Origin of the sequence: Leeuwenhoekiella sp. CH_XMU1409-2 (assembly GCF_037029365.1) — a bacterium.
In the GTDB taxonomy this organism is placed as follows: Bacteria; Bacteroidota; Bacteroidia; order Flavobacteriales; family Flavobacteriaceae; genus Leeuwenhoekiella; species Leeuwenhoekiella blandensis.
The window spans coordinates 43969-61099 of record NZ_JAYMEI010000022.1 but is presented as its reverse complement, the minus strand read 5'-3'; the positions used below and the strand labels follow the sequence as shown (position 1 = coordinate 61099).

At 39.3% G+C, this 17131-nt stretch carries 17 protein-coding genes; 11 read left to right on the top strand and 6 right to left on the bottom strand.

The genetic code is table 11. From position 1 onward, the window contains the following. Positions 1–305: 305 nt before the first annotated feature. Positions 306–590, top strand: coding sequence for a hypothetical protein (locus WA338_RS17635; protein WP_336094373.1), 285 nt, complete (start codon positions 306–308; stop codon positions 588–590). Between the two features lie 13 nt (positions 591–603). On the opposite strand, the gene WA338_RS17630 is transcribed toward WA338_RS17635, so the two are convergent. Genes WA338_RS17630 through WA338_RS17620 form a run of 3 tightly spaced genes read right to left on the bottom strand, consistent with a single transcriptional unit; the run spans position 604 to position 3718 of the window. Next, positions 604–1371, bottom strand: coding sequence for an O-methyltransferase (locus WA338_RS17630; protein ID WP_336094371.1), 768 nt, complete (start codon positions 1369–1371; stop codon positions 604–606). Between the two features lie 34 nt (positions 1372–1405). Continuing rightward, entirely contained in the window at positions 1406–3280 is a 1875-nt protein-coding gene (locus WA338_RS17625) for an ABC-F family ATP-binding cassette domain-containing protein (protein ID WP_167598902.1), read from the bottom strand. A gap of 51 nt (positions 3281–3331) precedes the next feature. Next, entirely contained in the window at positions 3332–3718 is a 387-nt protein-coding gene (locus WA338_RS17620; RefSeq protein WP_009781292.1) for a nucleoside triphosphate pyrophosphohydrolase family protein, read from the bottom strand. A gap of 48 nt (positions 3719–3766) precedes the next feature. On the opposite strand from WA338_RS17620, the gene WA338_RS17615 reads away from it, so the two are divergent. From WA338_RS17615 to WA338_RS17605, 3 genes are all read left to right on the top strand, one after another. Then, on the top strand, positions 3767–3955 hold the full coding sequence (locus WA338_RS17615) for a hypothetical protein (protein WP_009781293.1): 189 nt from the start codon (positions 3767–3769) through the stop codon (positions 3953–3955). Positions 3956–4038: 83 nt separating this feature from the next. Beyond that, a complete protein-coding gene (locus WA338_RS17610) occupies positions 4039–5094 on the top strand; it encodes an SRPBCC family protein (protein ID WP_009781294.1) in 1056 nt (351 codons plus the stop codon). 305 nt (positions 5095–5399) lie between these two features. Beyond that, entirely contained in the window at positions 5400–6608 is a 1209-nt protein-coding gene (locus WA338_RS17605) for an MDR family MFS transporter (protein ID WP_009781295.1), read from the top strand. Here the strand turns inward: WA338_RS17605 and WA338_RS17600 are convergent. Together WA338_RS17600 and WA338_RS17595 are read right to left on the bottom strand one after the other, a co-directional pair. Next, positions 6598–7998 (bottom strand): hypothetical protein, encoded by a 1401-nt coding sequence (locus WA338_RS17600; protein ID WP_336094370.1) that lies wholly within the window; start codon positions 7996–7998, stop codon positions 6598–6600. The two genes, WA338_RS17605 and WA338_RS17600, sit on opposite strands and share 11 nt — an antisense overlap. Positions 7999–8102: 104 nt before the next feature. Continuing rightward, a complete protein-coding gene (locus WA338_RS17595; protein ID WP_009781297.1) occupies positions 8103–8300 on the bottom strand; it encodes a DUF1328 domain-containing protein in 198 nt (65 codons plus the stop codon). A gap of 235 nt (positions 8301–8535) precedes the next feature. Here WA338_RS17595 and lipA point away from each other — a divergent pair, with 235 nt between their 5' ends. The 3 genes from lipA (at position 8536) to WA338_RS17580 (ending at position 12692) form a co-directional block, all read left to right on the top strand. Then, on the top strand, positions 8536–9408 hold the full coding sequence (gene lipA / locus WA338_RS17590) for a lipoyl synthase (RefSeq protein WP_336094368.1): 873 nt from the start codon (positions 8536–8538) through the stop codon (positions 9406–9408). Between the two features lie 11 nt (positions 9409–9419). Then, positions 9420–10415 (top strand): type I glyceraldehyde-3-phosphate dehydrogenase, encoded by a 996-nt coding sequence (gene gap / locus WA338_RS17585; RefSeq protein WP_336094367.1) that lies wholly within the window; start codon positions 9420–9422, stop codon positions 10413–10415. 66 nt (positions 10416–10481) lie between these two features. Continuing rightward, positions 10482–12692: a hybrid sensor histidine kinase/response regulator gene (locus WA338_RS17580; protein ID WP_336094366.1), complete on the top strand. Its 2211-nt coding sequence runs from the start codon at positions 10482–10484 to the stop codon at positions 12690–12692. Positions 12693–12695: 3 nt separating this feature from the next. Here the strand turns inward: WA338_RS17580 and lpxK are convergent, their stop codons facing one another. Next, positions 12696–13700 (bottom strand): tetraacyldisaccharide 4'-kinase, encoded by a 1005-nt coding sequence (gene lpxK, locus WA338_RS17575; RefSeq protein WP_040532907.1) that lies wholly within the window; start codon positions 13698–13700, stop codon positions 12696–12698. Between the two features lie 131 nt (positions 13701–13831). Here lpxK and WA338_RS17570 point away from each other — a divergent pair, with 131 nt between their 5' ends. From WA338_RS17570 to WA338_RS17555, 4 genes are all read left to right on the top strand, one after another. Further along, positions 13832–14926, top strand: a complete 1095-nt coding sequence (locus tag WA338_RS17570; protein WP_336094365.1) for a Nif3-like dinuclear metal center hexameric protein — start codon at positions 13832–13834, stop codon at positions 14924–14926. A 1-nt stretch (position 14927) separates the two neighbouring features. Next, the gene (locus tag WA338_RS17565) at positions 14928–15707 is read left to right on the top strand and encodes a zinc ribbon domain-containing protein (protein WP_009781303.1); all 780 of its coding nucleotides are present in this window, start codon (positions 14928–14930) and stop codon (positions 15705–15707) included. A gap of 242 nt (positions 15708–15949) precedes the next feature. After that, positions 15950–16615: a peptide-methionine (S)-S-oxide reductase MsrA gene (gene msrA / locus WA338_RS17560; protein WP_273016134.1), complete on the top strand. Its 666-nt coding sequence runs from the start codon at positions 15950–15952 to the stop codon at positions 16613–16615. Then, on the top strand, positions 16612–17046 hold the full coding sequence (locus WA338_RS17555) for a DUF4174 domain-containing protein (RefSeq protein WP_273016136.1): 435 nt from the start codon (positions 16612–16614) through the stop codon (positions 17044–17046). Before msrA ends, WA338_RS17555 begins: the two co-directional genes overlap by 4 nt. Positions 17047–17131 lie beyond the last annotated feature (85 nt).

The following is a 17131-nucleotide window of genomic DNA, read 5'->3' as shown; positions in this document are numbered from 1 at the left end:
GCCCCAAGAGAATGAATAACAATAATTTTAAACCAGTTTTGGAAAATTAAGCAGTTCTAGTCTGGGGAAGCTTACACACTAAACATTTAATTAAATTAATTTTCATCACCTTATTATCTGCGCCTCTGGCTTTGATTTTACACGGTGTTATTCCGTTTGAAAGAACCTGGGTTTTCTTGAGTATTCCAATTATTTTCTTAGTAGGCATATATATATCAAAATTTGAAAATAGCTATCCACGAATTAGAATAAGTTTGGTATTAACCATAATTTCAATCTTAATGGTTTTTAGCCAGATATCTAACATGAAAAATATTTTTACTGAAAGTTATGCTGGAAAGCAAATAGCAGAATATTTGATAAGTTCCAAATACAGAAATGCAGTTTGTAATGAGGAAATTATTACGCGGAACATACGTTACTACATTAAAAAATCAGAAAACACCAAATTAGATTATCAACTCACTCCCGCCACTGAATTGTCGGAAACTTGTGAATATGATATAATTATAAGTAAGGATAACTTAAATAATAATAATTATGAATTAGGACTAAACTATGGAAGACTTAAAGTTTATAACAGAAAATAATTAGAAAACCTCACTACCTAATTTTAAAATGCTCCTCAACCTGCTCGGTTCTAAAGAATACAAAACCCAGCCAAAAACAATCTACTGTAACGCTCACCCGAGGATGTTGCTTAATCAGCTGCCAAGCTTCTGTCATTTGTGGCGACCAATAGATATCATCAAAGATCCACACACTGTCGTTATGCGCAGTGGGCAGTAATTGCTCAAAGTAGTTTAAGGTTGCCTCCTTACTGTGATTTCCGTCAAAATAAATAAGATCAAATTTTTCTGAAATCACCTGCGGAAGCGTTTGCTTAAAATCACCTACAACAACCTCAACATTTGAAAGTTCTGCGCTTTTTAAATGCTTCTGAGCCACGGCAGCGGTTTGCGGGCAACCTTCTAGCGAAGTCATTTTTGCTGTTTTAGGCAAAGCCAAAGAAACTGAAGCTAAACCTAAAGAGGTTCCTAATTCTAAAATAGCGTTTGGTTTAAAATAGGTCACTACACGATAAAGCAATTTCATTCTGGAGAACCGTGCTCCGGCGTGTTTGGCTATATCTTTAACCGCACGTCTATTGCTTTTAAAGACACGCGATCCCGCACCAAAGTCGGTTACTTCAATAACTTCATCAGATTTACGAAGTTTATTTCGATACGCTCTAAGTTGGTTTTTAGCTTCTTTTGAAGTTTTTCGGTAAAGGCATTTAGTGACAAAGGTGTACACAAAAGGAGAATGCACCCCGTGTTGATTGGTCGCAGATTTTAGAAATTTTAAATATGCTTTTGGAGTATACCACATACTCAGATTTCGGTTTTCAAATTTCTATTTTAGCTTAACCTTCCATCTTGGCGCTTAGATCAAACCAACGCTCGGTAAATTCGTCTATTTTATCCTGAATCTGCTGCAGCTCAACAGAAGCTTGATTGATCTCATCTCCTGACAAATCAGGATTTAGAAATTCGGCTTCCTTCTTTTCCTTTTCCTTTTCAAGCTTGGCGATATCGCGTTCCAGTCGGTTGTATTCCTTTTGCTCGTTATAAGAAAGTGCACTTCCGGCTGTTTTCCAATTGTCTTTATTGGTTTCCTTTTCCACTTTAGGCTGCGGATCTTCCTCCTGTATAACTGCCGGACCAGCATCATAAGCTCTAAAATCAGAGTAATTCCCCGGAAAATCTTCAACCACACCTTGTCCTCTAAATACAAAAAGATGGTCAACGATCTTATCCATAAAATAACGATCGTGCGAAACCACGATCAAACATCCCGGATAATCCAGCAAGAAACTCTCAAGCACATTGAGCGTCACAATATCCAGATCGTTAGTAGGTTCATCCAGAATTAAAAAGTTAGGATTCTGAATAAGCACCGTACATAAATATAAACGCTTACGCTCGCCTCCACTCAATTTTTCAACGAAGTCATATTGCTTTTTTCGGTCAAAAAGAAAACGCTCTAAAAGCTGACCTGCAGAAATCTGGCGCCCCTTTTTCAGCGGAATATAATCACCGAATTCTTTGATAACATCAATCACCTTTTGACCGTGCTTGATCTCAATTCCCTTTTGTGTATAATAGCCAAATTGAATAGTCTCCCCGATCACGATCTTTCCGCCATCGGGTGGCATTTTTCCTGTAAGGATATTGAGAAATGTAGATTTCCCGGTTCCATTTTTACCGATGATCCCAATACGATCTGCCCGCTGAAAATTATAGTCAAACTTATCGAGGATCACGCGGTCTTTAAACGACTTAGAAACTTTGTGTAGCTCTACGATCTTACTTCCCAAACGCTCCATATTCAGCTCGAGTTGTACCTCGTGATCGTTACGGCGTTTGTGTGCGCGTTCTTTTATTTCGGCAAAGTCATCGATACGCGATTTAGACTTTGTAGTACGCGCCTTGGGCTGGCGACGCATCCACTCCAATTCCTTTTTAAAAAGCTGTTTTGCTTTCCCGGTCTCTACCTCTTCGTTGGTAATTCGCGCATCGCGCTTCTCTAGGTAATAGGCATAATTTCCTTTATAACTATACAGCTTCCCTTCATCCAGTTCAATGATCTCATTACACACGCGCTCCAGAAAGTAGCGATCGTGCGTTACCATAAACAGGGTGAAATTCTCTTTGGCAAAAAACTGCTCTAACCACTCGATCATCTCAAGATCTAAGTGGTTTGTGGGCTCATCAAGAATCAGTAAATCGGGTTTGCTGAGCAGCATATTGGCGAGTGCCAAACGCTTTTTTTGTCCACCGCTTAACTTTTCAACTTTACGGTCAAGATCATCCAGTTTAAGCTGAAATAATATCTGTTTATATTGGGTTTCAAAATCCCAAGCCTGATGGGCTTCCATCTGATCAAAAGCTTTCTGATACGCTTCAGTATCTTCCATATTTTGAAGGGCGTGCTCATAGGCCGAAATCACGTTTAAGATCTCATTATCGCTATCAAAAATAGTTTGCTCTACAGTGAGGTTAGGATCAAGATCGGGTTCCTGCGGAAGGAAAGAAATCTTGATACCTTTGCGATATACCACCTGCCCACTGTCTGGATTTTCGGCTCCTGCCAAAATATCAAGCATCGACGTTTTACCGGTACCGTTTTTGGCAACTAAGCCAATTTTTTGTCCTTCGTTAATACCAAAAGACAAATCTTTAAACAATACCCGCTCGCCAAACGCTTTAGCGATAGACTCTACCGAAACATAATTGATTGCGCTCATAGGCTGCGAATTTAGCCTTAATAAGTGGAGAAAAAAACTAGATTAGTTATTCAGGATCTTTTTAATGTTTGGCTTAAAATAATCTGGCCCTTTCAGCACTTTGCCGTCCTCGCGGTACACCGGTTTCCCATCGGCTCCTAACTTACTCATATTACTGCGCTGAATTTCGTCAAAAACTTCTTCGATCTTATGCTGCATCCCGTGTTCTAAAATGGTTCCGCATAAGATGTAGAGCATATCGCCCAACGCATCGGCAACTTCTGCAAGGTCATTATTGTTGGCTGCTTCTAGATATTCTTCATTCTCTTCTTTCATCAAATTGAAACGCAACAAATTTTTAGCCTCGCCTAAGTCGGCCTTTGGAGCTTCTTCAATTCCTAATCCAAAAGTGCTATGAAATTTATGTACCGCAGCTAATCGTTTTTTCATCGTAATATTCTGTTTTAAAGACTTAATTTTGACTAAAAATACATTAAAATGTTTAGTACGGGACAGTTGGTTTTTGCAGGGCTTTTCTTCATCGCCTTCGTTTTTTTCATTTGGATGAGTTATCGCAAAGACCGAAAACTTCACAAAAAAGAGTACAAAGGATCCTTATGGATTTTGGTAGGTTTTATCGCATTTGTTGCGATTCTGTTTTTAATAAAAATCACATTAAATAAATAATTGATTTTTATAGCTGCAAGTTTCCTGAGAATCGCTTAGAATATGGAGTAAATTGTTAAATTAGCAGTTAAACCTCTTCCTCCATGAAAATTTTAAAATACCTGTTTTTTCTTCTGCTTATCGTCTTTATTGCCGGAGCTATTTATTTTGCCACTAAAGATGGTAGTTATGAGATCGAAGAAACACAGGTCATTGAAGCACCTTTAAGTCTGGTTTTCAAAAAAGTAAACGACTATAAAACTTGGGAAGAATGGGGACCTTGGAAACAAGAAGACCCTACAATGGTTTTTAACTATCCTGAAAACACCAGTGGTGAAGGTGCCAGCTATTCTTGGAATGGAAAAGAGGTTGACGGCTCGATGCGCACGACCTCTGTTATAGAGAACCAGCGTATAGAACAAGACATAACTTTTATCACTCCCGGGGGCGAGCGCACAGCTAACGTATATTGGCAATTTGAAAAGGTCGAAAATGGCACTAAGGTAACTTGGGGGATGCGTGGGGAACACACCTTGATGGACAAAGCTTATTTCACTATCGGCGGTTATGATTTTGATGGAGAAATGCATAAAATGTACAAAAAGGGACTTTCAGCGCTGGACGAAAACGTGCGTGCCGCAATGAAAGTGTACAATATTGATGTAAATGGCATCACGCAATACAGCGGCGGCTTTTATATGTATGCTACCACTTCGACAACATTGAGCAATGTGAGCAAGGAAGTGCAGGAGATGATTCCTTCGGTAAAGCGTTTTATGGAAGGCAACAACATTACCATTTTAGGAAAACCACTTACTATTTATAACTCAAAAGACGAGATAAATAATACAGCCATAATTTCTAGCGGAATCCCAACAACTTCTCGTATTGTGGTTCCTGAAGACAGCAATATTCTTTGTGGCTTCTTACCGGCATATACGGTTATCAAAACCAAACTCACCGGAGATTTGAGCAATCTTGATGAAGCGTGGCAGCAAACCTATGAGTATATGGCTGAAAACGAATACGCCCTTGCGCCAGATAGTAATCCTTTTGAATTTTATGTTGTAGGACCTGACGATACCGAAAACCCAGCAGAATGGGTCACTGAATTATATTTACCCGTAGCTGCTCAGGAATTGACAACCGAAAGTCTCTAAATCAAAAAAAGTTAAAAAACACAGACTACGCTTTAAAAAGTTTTAGTAGTTTTAAAACAACTTTAGAATTCATGAAAACTCTATTTACATCATATCGTTATGTGAAGGTACAGGTTACCTTGCCAGACGCGTTGTGTAGATAGTTTATTATTTTATATCACAACATTAAAAGTCTGGCCTTTCGGTCAGACTTTTTTTATTGGCGCCATCAAAGGGTTTAATACTCCGAGTTGCCTAAAAATTGAAAATTCGTTTCCAACCAATGACTCATATACTTGCCCTAAGGCAGTTTACTTAATAACACTGTGAAAAAACTATTTACCTCTTACTTAGACACGTTCAAAGGCCTATCAAAAGAAATTTGGTGGCTGGCTCTTATTACTTTGGTCAACCGTGCCGGAGCAATGGTCATTCCTTTTCTGTCGCTTTATTTGCGCGATGATCTGGGATTTAGTTTGAGCAGCGTAGGATGGGTCATGACGTGCTTTGGTTTTGGCTCCTTATTCGGTTCGTGGCTTGGTGGCATTTTATCAGATAAACTAGGCTATTATAAGACGATACTTTTAAGTTTAATAGCAACAGGAATTGGTTTTTTAGGGCTTCAATTCATTACCAGTTTTTGGGCTGTATGCTTGGGCTTTTTTGCATTGATCACCGTTGCAGATATGTCTCGGCCTGCCTTTTTTGTAGCCTTAAGTGCTTATAGCAAACCGGAAAACAAGACACGCTCCTTAACCCTTATACGCCTCGCGATTAATTTAGGCTTTTCTGCCGGACCGGCTTTGGGCGGAATTATTATCGCCAGTATTGGTTATTACGGACTCTTTCTAGCAGACGGAATTACCTGTATTCTTGCAGGGTTTCTTTTAATTCAAACCTTAAACCCGAAAAAGGCCAAAGAAGTTGATCAAGAACAACTTGTGGAAAATCCGCTGGCACCTCACAAAGATGGCTTGTATGTAATCTTCCTGATTGCACTTGCTTTATTTGGTGTTGTCTTTGTTCAATATTTTTCAACCGTGCCTGTCTATTATAAAGAAGTACGCTTGCTCACCGAGTCTCAAATAGGTCTTCTGCTAGGCATGAACGGCCTGATGATTTTTGTGTTTGAAATGCCACTCATTGCATACATGGAGCGACGCGGCTGGAATTTGATTGGCAATGTTATTGGAGGTTTATTGCTTACCGGCTTAAGTTTTCTTTTCTTTTATATTGAAGGCTGGCCCGGCGTTCTCGTTTTAGGTATGGCTACCGCTACATTAGGTGAAATGGTTGCATTCCCTTTTGGAAATGCTTTTGCGCTTCGTCGTGCCAAATTGGGGAGGCAAGGCGCATACATGGGACTGTACAGCATGTCTTTTTCACTAGCGCATATATTTGGCCACAACAGCGGAATGCAATTGGTAAATTCGTTAGGTTACAATCTAACCTGGGCAATCATGGGCCTTATAACCTTACTCGCTTTAGCGCTATTGTTTTATGTAAAGCGTCGCGCGAATACTCTTAAAATTTAGATTTACCCAGGTAGCTTTCAATAAGTTGATTATAAACAGGCTTTATTTTTACAAACTCCGTATCCGGAATGTCGTAGAGTTTATCATAGTCTGTGTAGCCTTGTTTCAGCAATTCTTCGAGGTAGAAAAAAGCAGTATTTTCATCCTCATCTTGAGCTGCAAGACTAATAATATCTAAATAAGCATAGTAATCGTCAGGGTCTAGAATAGTTTTAAGCACATTAGCAAAAATGCGTTGGTCATAAAGCGCCACTTTGTTGAGCGCCAAAAAGTCTTTTACCGTATAATCGATATAGCCCAACATGCGCCGCGCTACTTTTTGCTCGATGGGCTTTGCCGCATTTTGCGCAGCTGTTTTAAATTGTTGGATTCGATCATCCCAATAACCAAGATTTTTAAAATTACCCAGCGCAAGATCTTCATCTAAAAAATAGCTGATATCATCAAGGAGCAAACCTTCTTGAACTTCATCTTTACTATGTAGACGCTTCGCCTGTTTGTAGGCATCAGACCTGCGCAAAGAACGTTGAACTTCGCGTATAGGATCAAGATCTACTTCACCCCGATAATCTCCTTTAAGATCTCGTACAAGATCATAAGCCACTACCAGTTGACCGGAGTTGATTAAACCCTGTACCGTATTGAGATCTGCAGATGCCTGCCGTTGCCAAACCGAATCCTCGACCTTTAAATTATGTTGCTCCACATTAAGATGATCGAGTCGTTTAACTAAAGTTCCTAACAAAGCCGCAGACGGCCATTCACTGGTATCATCATAGGTATACAACTCGTTGTCCTTACCGTAAGCTTTCATCATATAGAAATAATCTTCCATAGGATAATAATTTGGTGATGCGTCACCTATTACACCTATCGCCAGATTGCGCTGCGCTTGATTAGCAAAGCGATTTGCAAAATACATATCATCGATAAGGAGCAAATTAGCCGAACTCTTAAATATATAGGATAACGCACTCGCCGTTTTAGCTCCACCTTTAAGTCCACTAAAATAAACTCGGTATTTATCTACAGCTATTTTTCTAAAAACATCACGCACAATGAGAAGCACATTATTTGCATTGCCATCAAGACTATCAATTGTTGAGGACATCGGATGATTATTAGAAACAATCACAAAATCCTCGCCCTGCAATCCCGAAGCAAACAGACGAACTGCCTTAGTCCCTTCCCCTTCAGGATCAAATACAAAAAGTGCTTTGGCCAGCTTCTCAGGATCGTAATTTTGAGGAAGATAAATGGAGTACGAAATATCAAGAGAGTCATTGGTTACAGTAGTTTCGGTAACTGCGCCTCGAAGTAAAGTTTGTTCTTGAGCATTTGCAAAGTGTATCGCAAATAAGCAAAGTGTGATTAGTAAGCTATTTCGCATAAAAGTTTTTAAAAAGTGTATCAATAACTGTGCTACAATTTAGGCATAAAAAAAACTGCTAAGTAAAAAAGCAGTTTTAAATATATGGGTGAAAGGTTCGTAAATTATGATTTTACCTGTTGCGCAACGCGCTTAGGACTCTTTTTAAATAAAAACTTAGCAAAAAGTGAAACCACAAATAAATCTGCTGAAATTAAAAACAGAATTCGTGCAGCTTCAGTAGCCCAAAGATCAAAACCTCCAAAACCATATATTCCCGTTATAACTGCAATAATCAAAAAAGGAAGTGTAAATCGTTTCATAATAGAGTGTTTTTGTGTTTAATACTGATGTAAAAGTAGCCTGATAATCAAGGTGTTTATCACAAGGATTTCCTAATTACCTAAATTTTAACGCAAGTGCTAAGGCCTTGTTAACAGCTTAATTTTCAATAAACACTGTTAGCTTAAGGCTACAAACGAGACTATTGAGACATCACTAATAACAAACTGTTATTTAAAACACAGTTTGTATCTTTGTATCCCTAAAAAAATTGTAATGAATACTGAAACCATAGCTGCACCTGTACATAAACCAAAACCAAAATGGTTGCGCGTTAAATTGCCCACCGGCAAGAAGTACACCGAACTCAGAAGCCTTGTAGACAAGTACGATTTACATACTATTTGTACTTCAGGAAGCTGTCCTAATATGGGAGAATGCTGGAGCGAAGGCACCGCTACCTTTATGATCTTGGGTAATGTATGCACACGCTCTTGTGGTTTTTGTGGAGTGAAAACAGGGAGACCAGATACACTTGACTGGGAAGAGCCAGAAAAAGTAGCCCGATCTATAAAGTTGATGAAAATCAAGCATGCGGTGATAACTTCGGTAGATCGTGATGATCTAAAGGATATGGGATCAATTATGTGGGCTGAAACGGTGAAAGCCATTAGACGTATGAATCCTGACACCACTTTAGAAACTCTAATCCCTGACTTTCAAGGAAACGAGCGTAACATCGACCGGATTGTAGAAGTCTCACCAGAAGTGGTTTCTCATAATATGGAAACGGTAAAACGCTTAACGCGTGAAGTGCGTATACAAGCACAATACGAGCGTAGTCTTGGTGTGCTTAAATATTTGAAAGCACAAGGTATTAGACGCACAAAGTCTGGTATTATGCTAGGGCTAGGAGAAACTGAAGAAGAAGTCGTACAAACGCTTAGAGATCTTAGAGCGGCAGATGTAGATGTTGTAACCATAGGTCAATACCTTCAGCCTTCAAAAAAGCATCTTTCTGTAAAGCAATTCATCACTCCAGATCAATTCAAAAAATACGAGACGATCGGTTTAGAAATGGGCTTCCGCCATGTAGAAAGTAGCGCGCTCGTTCGTTCTTCATACAAAGCACAAAAGCACATCAACTAGAGGTATTTTTTATGGCTAAAATCAAAATCGGAATAAACGGTTTTGGACGCATAGGAAGAAGACTCTTTCGCCTTCTACATAAGCATCCCACTATTGAAGTTGTCGCTATAAATGATAAAGCAGAAGGAGCAACTTTAGCACATTTGCTTAAATACGACAGTATTCACGGTATATTCAATGCCGAGGTTACTCACACTGAGAAAGGTTTAAAAGTTGATGATTCTCTTATTGCTTTATATCAAGAAAGTAGTCCGGGAGCAATCCCCTGGCATCGTCACAAGTTAGACCTTGTCATAGAAGCAACGGGAAAGTTTAAAACTTATAATCTTTTAAAACCGCATCTAGATGCAGGCGCGCCAAAAGTTATTTTAAGCGTTCCTCCGACAGATGACAGTATCAAAACAATTGTCTTAGGCGTTAACGATTTTCAAATTGATGGCACCGAGCGTATTCTTTCTAACGCGAGTTGCACGACCAATAATGCGGCACCTATGATAAAAGTCGTTAATGACCTCTGTGGAATAAAGCAGGCATATATAACCACCGTGCATTCCTACACCACAGACCAAAGTTTACACGACCAACCACATCCTGATTTGCGACGGGCTCGCGCTGCAGGACAGTCTATCGTGCCCACCACTACCGGAGCTGCCAAGGCTTTAACAAAAATATTCCCAGATCTAAGTGAAGTCATAGGAGGTTGTGGCATACGGGTCCCCGTACCTAATGGCTCCCTAACCGATCTTACCTTAAATGTTTCTCGCGACACAACTATAGAAGAGATCAATGAAGCCTTTCAAAAAGCAGCCGCCGGTTCTTTAAAAAATATCCTTCAGTATACCGAAGTCCCTCTGGTTTCTATTGATATTGTAGGCAATTCTCATTCTTGTATAGTTGACTCCCAAATGACTTCTGTTATTGGCAACTTGGTGAAACTCATTGGCTGGTATGATAACGAAACCGGATATTCCTCACGCTTGATCGACTTAATCCTCAAAATCTCATAAATTATTTAGAGATTTCTACTGATATTTCAACAAAGTGTCTATATTAGTATCTTAATGTGTCTAAAAATGTTGATCGACAGAAAGCTACTTGTCGTCTTATTACTTCTCCTTTCGTTTGTGGGATTTGGTCAAAAACCAAGTCGGGCTGAAAATGCACAAAACATTCAGATCGATTCGCTTCTCTTAAAAGGGGTTATAGCAATGGATCGTGCAAATTTTGACGAGGCAATTGCAAACATTAAAAAGGCTGAAGCACTTTCTCTAGAATCCAAGAACAGTAGTAATGAAGCGATCAGCAATCAATTGTTGACAAAAATCTACTACGAGTTAGGTCAATACGAACTTGCTGGACCTTACATCCTCAATGCTATTAAGCTGCATCAGGAATTGCAAGAGCTCAATAATTTAGGACAAGATTACATTATATACAGCCAAATCTTAATCAAGACAGGCAACAGTGAAAAAGCCTTACCTTTTCTTGAAAATGCTGAAATCATCTATCAAAATCAGCGTGATGAAAATTCCAGAGTTCAATTAGCGACCACCTATCTCTACGAAGGAAACATCTATCAAGAACTCAAACAAGATGAAGAAGCCCTAACACGATTCCAGGAAGCAGAAGCGCTTCTTAAGAAAACTCAGTCAAAAAATAATTATTTATTGTGTCGTGTTTACCTGCAGGAAGGAAAAACCAATTTGCAACTGGGTCAACTAGATCCTGCCCTAGAGTACGCTACCAGCGCACACGAGATCAGTCTTAATAACAACTATCCGCAGCTTGAAGTTGATGCGCTTAATCTTTTAAGTAAGGTACATTCTGAGCGCAAGGAATATGAAGAAGCCTTTTCTTTCTTATCCTTATACAATCAAAAAAGGCTCACCTATTTTGGCGACGCCAACAATAATGTAAAGAATACCGCCATTCGCAATGCATTACTTGCCAATATAAACGCAGACGATTATGACCCGGGCAAGCGCGTGCAAGCCAATAAAATCACAACGGTTTTAATCATTGCCTTATTTACCATCTTATGTCTATTGGCTCTATCGCTTTATAAAAACAACAACCTTCGCGCAAAAGCAAACGAATTATTACAGGCTAAAAATGCCGAATTGATGATCGCAAAAGAGAACGCAGAAAAGGCTTCTGTTGTAAAAGCACAATTTCTCTCGACCATTACACACGAATTGCGAACACCGATGTATGCAGTTACCGGTCTTACGCACCTTTTATTGAGCGAAAACCCAACCGAAGAACAAAAGAAGCACTTAGACTCCTTGAAATTTTCGGGAGAATATTTACTGTCGCTCATCAATAACATCCTGGACCTCAACAAGCTTGAAGCCGATAAAGTTGAAGTAGAACAAGCCACTTTCAACCTGCGCAAGCGCGTAGATGATGTGCTTTTTGCTCTTGAGCGCTCAGCTCAGGAAAAAGGCAACAAGCTTACTTTGGAATATGATGAAGAAATACCCGAGCAAATTATAGGAGATCCGCTTATGATCTCGCAAATTTTGATTAATCTCATTGGTAACGGAAACAAGTTTACGCGAGACGGTGATATTTTTATCAGGATCAAACAACTTAGCCGCAACGATACGCAAACGTATTTACATTTTGAAGTTGAAGATACCGGTGAAGGAATCAGTAAGAAAAAACAAAAAGATATTTTTCAGAACTTTACTCAGGGCTCTGTACAGATCAACAGAAAATTCGGTGGAACCGGTCTTGGCCTTTCTATTGTAAAACGACTGCTTTCCCTTCAAAAGAGTAAGATCGAACTGGAAAGTACCTTAGGTAAAGGATCTAAATTTTTCTTCGATATCAAATATGGCCTTGCCAAAAGTAAAGCAAACGAACCTGAAGAACGCGTGTACAATATAGATTACGAAGCCTTAAAAGGCAGAAAGTTATTGGTTGTTGAAGATAATAAGATCAACCAAATGATCACCAGAAAAATTCTTGAGAAAAACGAAATGAAATGCGAAGTAGCTGATAATGGCGAAATCGCGATCGAGAAAGTTCGTTTTGAACCTTTTGACCTTGTCTTGATGGATATTCATATGCCGGGAATAAGCGGTATTGAAGCCACTCAAAAGATCAGAGAATTTAACAAAGACTTGCCTATACTCGCGTTAACCGCGGTTACCATTGATGAAAATATAGATGATTTTTATCTGGCCGGATTTAATGACATCATCCCAAAACCCTATAAGGTTGAAGAGTTTTTCTTTAAAATCCACAATGCCTTAAAACGTAAAAATGTAATTCTGTAGGCATTAGCTTTCTACGAACTCTAGTATCGATTCATTGAAAACTTCAGCATCTTTTAAAAACTGAAAGGCTATCGGTAAATAGTATAAGTGTGCTTTTTTAAGCTTTCCTTTTAAACGCATGTAATCCTTTTCGGTAGTAATGATGCATTCTTTTTTATCTAATGCTGCCAATTCCCTTTCAGAAAAGTTATGGTGATCACCATAAGCAATATGGTCATAATGCAATCCTTTCGCTGTCAAATATGCTAAAAAAGGTTCAGGCTTCGCAATACCGGTAACCACACTTATTTTTTGATCTGTCAATTGTAACCAATCAATCTTCTGTGTGTCATCGTACAATTCCCCATAAGCTATGGTGCTAAAGAACACTTTAGCTTCAGCATATGCACTTATTTTCTCAGCGATTCTTTTTTGCGCTTCCAAACTCAAATCAGCAGGACACTTGGTCACAATGATCGCATGAGCCCTTTCGGCACCTGATCTTGATTCCCTAAGGTTTCCGGCAGGAAGTACCAGATCTTCATAAAAAAGATCATTAAACGCCGTGAGCATAATTAAAAAACCAGGCTTCACTTTTCTATGCTGAAAAACATCATCTAAAATAACAACTTCTGGCTCTGGTTTTTTGAGACGTAATTTATCAATACCTGCTACACGACGCTCACAAACCGCAACGTGTACCTCAGGAAATTTCATTGCAAACTGAAGCGGCTCATCTCCCACCTCAACCGCTTTAGAATCTGAAGTTACATCACGGTATCCACTAGTCGTTCTGCCATAACCTCTGCTCAACGTAGCAAGGGTGTGTTTGTTCCTGAGTAAATTCAAAACATACTCGGTCATAGGAGTTTTTCCCGTACCGCCTACAGATAAATTCCCAATTCCTATTACAGGGAAATCATACGAGCGTGATTCAAAAATCTGCTTATCAAAAAGATAATTGCGCACACGAGTTACTCCATCATAAGGGACAGCAAAAGGCCAAAGTATTTTTCGCAATGTTCTCACAGCCCGAAGGTATTACTTTTCTTTAATAACGGTACCTTAATAAAAACTCGAAGTAGACTTTTATTTAATTTCCATAGTCATCCACACCTGCAATTTTTATCTTTAACGCTTTCTGAAAAGACACAAAATCCATGACTATAAAAGATGTTACTCAGGCGATTGAAGAATTTGCACCACTAGCATACGCCGAAGATTTTGACAACGTAGGACTACTACTAGGCGATCAAAACACAAAGGTTACCGGAGTGCTCGTCACACTCGACACACTGGAAAAAACCGTTGATGAAGCCATCTCAAAAAACTGCAATCTTATTGTGAGTTTTCATCCTATAATCTTTGGCGGACTTAAAAAAATAACCGGTAAAAATTATGTGGAACGCGTGGTACTTAAAGCCATTAAAAACGACATTGCCATTTATGCTATTCATACCGCACTAGACAATATGCCACACGGCGTAAGCAAAGGCATGTGTGATGCTTTAGGTCTTAAAAACCGCAGTGTATTAATCCCTAAACCTGGAGTCATTAAAAAACTCACCACGTATGTTCCTAAAAACGAAGTGATCGCGGTACGCGAGTCACTCTTTGCCGCCGGCGCAGGCAACATAGGCAATTATGAGCAATGCAGTTTTAGCACAAAAGGCAAAGGTACTTTTAAAGGAAATGAACAAAGCAATCCTACGGTAGGCAAAGCCGGAGAACTACAAATAGAAAAAGAAGTTCAACTGAATGTAACCTTTGAAGCGCGGCTGCAATCAAGCATCCTCAAAGCATTGTTTAATGCACATTCTTATGAGGAAGTAGCCTACGAGATCACTACCTTAGATAACACCAATCAAAACATTGGTATGGGAATGCTTGGCGAACTCGAAACACCACAAGATGAACGTAGCTTTTTAGAAAATGTAAAAAAAGTCTTTGATGCACAAGGCATTCGCCATTCGGCTTTAAGAGACAAACCTGTACAAAAAGTAGCCGTTTTAGGTGGAAGCGGAAGCTTTGCCATTGGGGCCGCAATGGCTTCGGGAGCAGACGCATTGATTACTGCAGATTTGAAATATCATCAGTTTTATCAAGCTGAAGGTCAACTTATTTTAGCAGATATAGGACATTATGAGAGTGAGCAATTCACAAAAAATATTCTGACCGACTATCTTACGAAAAAAATTACTAATTTTGCAGTCGTTTTATCAGACGAAAACACCAATCCTATTAAGTATTTATAATATGGCAAAAAAGACCGAAGCAACTGTTGAAGAAAAACTCAGAGCATTATATGATCTGCAGTTGATACACGCTCGCGTTGACACCATTCGCAATGTGCGTGGTGAGCTTCCTTTAGAAGTAGAAGACCTTGAAGATGAAGTTGCAGGATTAAATACCCGACTTGACAAATTAGGTGGTGAGTTAAGCTTGATCGATGATCAGATCAAAGCGAAAAAAATCCTTATTGAAGACGCTAAAGCAGCTATCAAGAAATATTCTGAGCAGCAAAAAAATGTGCGTAACAATAGAGAGTACAACTCACTTAGCAAAGAGATTGAATTTCAAGAATTAGAAATTCAACTTGCTGAAAAGAATATTAGAGAATTTCGTGCTCAAATCGAGCAGAAAAACGAAGTGATCAACACTACAAAAGAACGTCTTGAGGAGCGCCAAAAGCACCTTAAACACAAGAAAGACGAGCTTGATGAAATCTTAGCAGAAACTGAAAAAGAGGAGCAAGCGCTTCTTGAAAAAGGAGAAGCTTATGAGGAGCAAATCGATGAGCGTCTGGTAAAAGCTTACAAGCGTATTCGCTCTAATGTACGTAACGGTCTTGCTGTAGTAGCAATCGAGCGTGGAGCTTCAGGAGGATCTTTCTTTACGATCCCACCGCAGGTACAAGTAGAGATCGCCGGTCGCAAAAAAATCATTACCGATGAGCACAGTGGTCGTATCCTTGTAGATGAAGAACTAGCAAAAGAAGAAGCAGAAAAAATGGAAGCAATTTTCGCAAAATTGTAATCTTTTTCTAAGATATATTTGAAAAGCCCCGTTTTTACGGGGCTTTTTTTATTGACACCGTCAAAAGGGTATAACACCATAAGACGAGGCTCCAGATTTAAAAGTTGTTATCAACAAATGCCTTCTGAGCCCGCTACTGCCAGCCAGAAAGACTCGTTTCAATACAGCTTACATACCAGTTTAACAGCCTCTTAGGAGAGTCGCGTGGTTCTTCTCCTTAACTTTAAAGGAAAAACCACGCTATGCGATTCATTACCGGGCTATTATTGCTATTACTTTTCTTCTCGAATTGTAAAAATTCTGAGCCTTCTGAGTATGAGCAAAAAATGGCGCAGCTTGATCCCGTGCAAACGGAACCCTTAGATGGTTATGAACGTGCTTACTTTGCCAGCGGTTGCTTCTGGTGCGTAGAAGCTATTTTTGAAAGTATAAAAGGAGTCAAGGAAGCCGTAAGTGGCTACAGCGGCGGGTTTGAAGAAAACCCCACATACAAGCAAGTAAGTTACGGTAAGACCAATCATGCAGAGGCTGTTGAAGTGTTTTACAATCCAGAAATGGTAAGCTACCGCAATTTAGTTCTTGCTTTTTTTGGTTCGCACGATCCTACCAGCCTCAACCGGCAAGGGCCGGACAAAGGCAAACAATACCGCTCTATCGCATTCTATCAAAATGAAGATGAAAAGAAAATCATAGACAGTATCATAAAAGAACTTGATGAAACTGTTTATAACGAATCTATTGTAACCCAGGTTTTACCGTTTCAAAAATTCTGGAAAGCCGAAGCCTACCATCAGGATTATGAGCGTAAAAATCCAAATGACCCTTACATTAGAGGTGTTTCGCTCCCGCGACTTAATCGCTTCAAAAAGCAATTTCCTGAACTTTTAAAAGACAACGAACATTTATGAAAAGAATAGCCAACCTCGCTCTGATTCTCTTTTCAATTTCAGCTTCGGCACAAGAAGATTTCTCAAAATATAAGTGGCGCAATCGCATCGTTGTGCTCTCTACACAAAATCTCACTTCAGAAAAATTCATTTCGCATTGGGAGCGCATTAAAAGTTCGCCTAAAAAACTCGACGACCGAAACATTCTCTTATTTGCACTCGCAAAAGGACGCATCTATGATAAAGATCTCAAAGCACTTTCAGGATTTCACGTAAGCCCACTTAGAAAACGCTATGACATTCCTACCAATTTTGAAGGCTTTACCCTAATCGGAAAAGATGGTGGCGTCAAGATGCAGAAAAATGTTCCATTTGATGTTGTTGCCATTTTTGAAACCATAGACAACATGCCTATGCGCCAGAGAGAAATGCGTGAAAATCTAGATGATTGATTCACTAGTCGCGCTTTCAATTCCTATTTTATAAAACGTTTAACAAGCTTATTTGTTAGGCTTTACGAATCTTTAGGACAAAAAT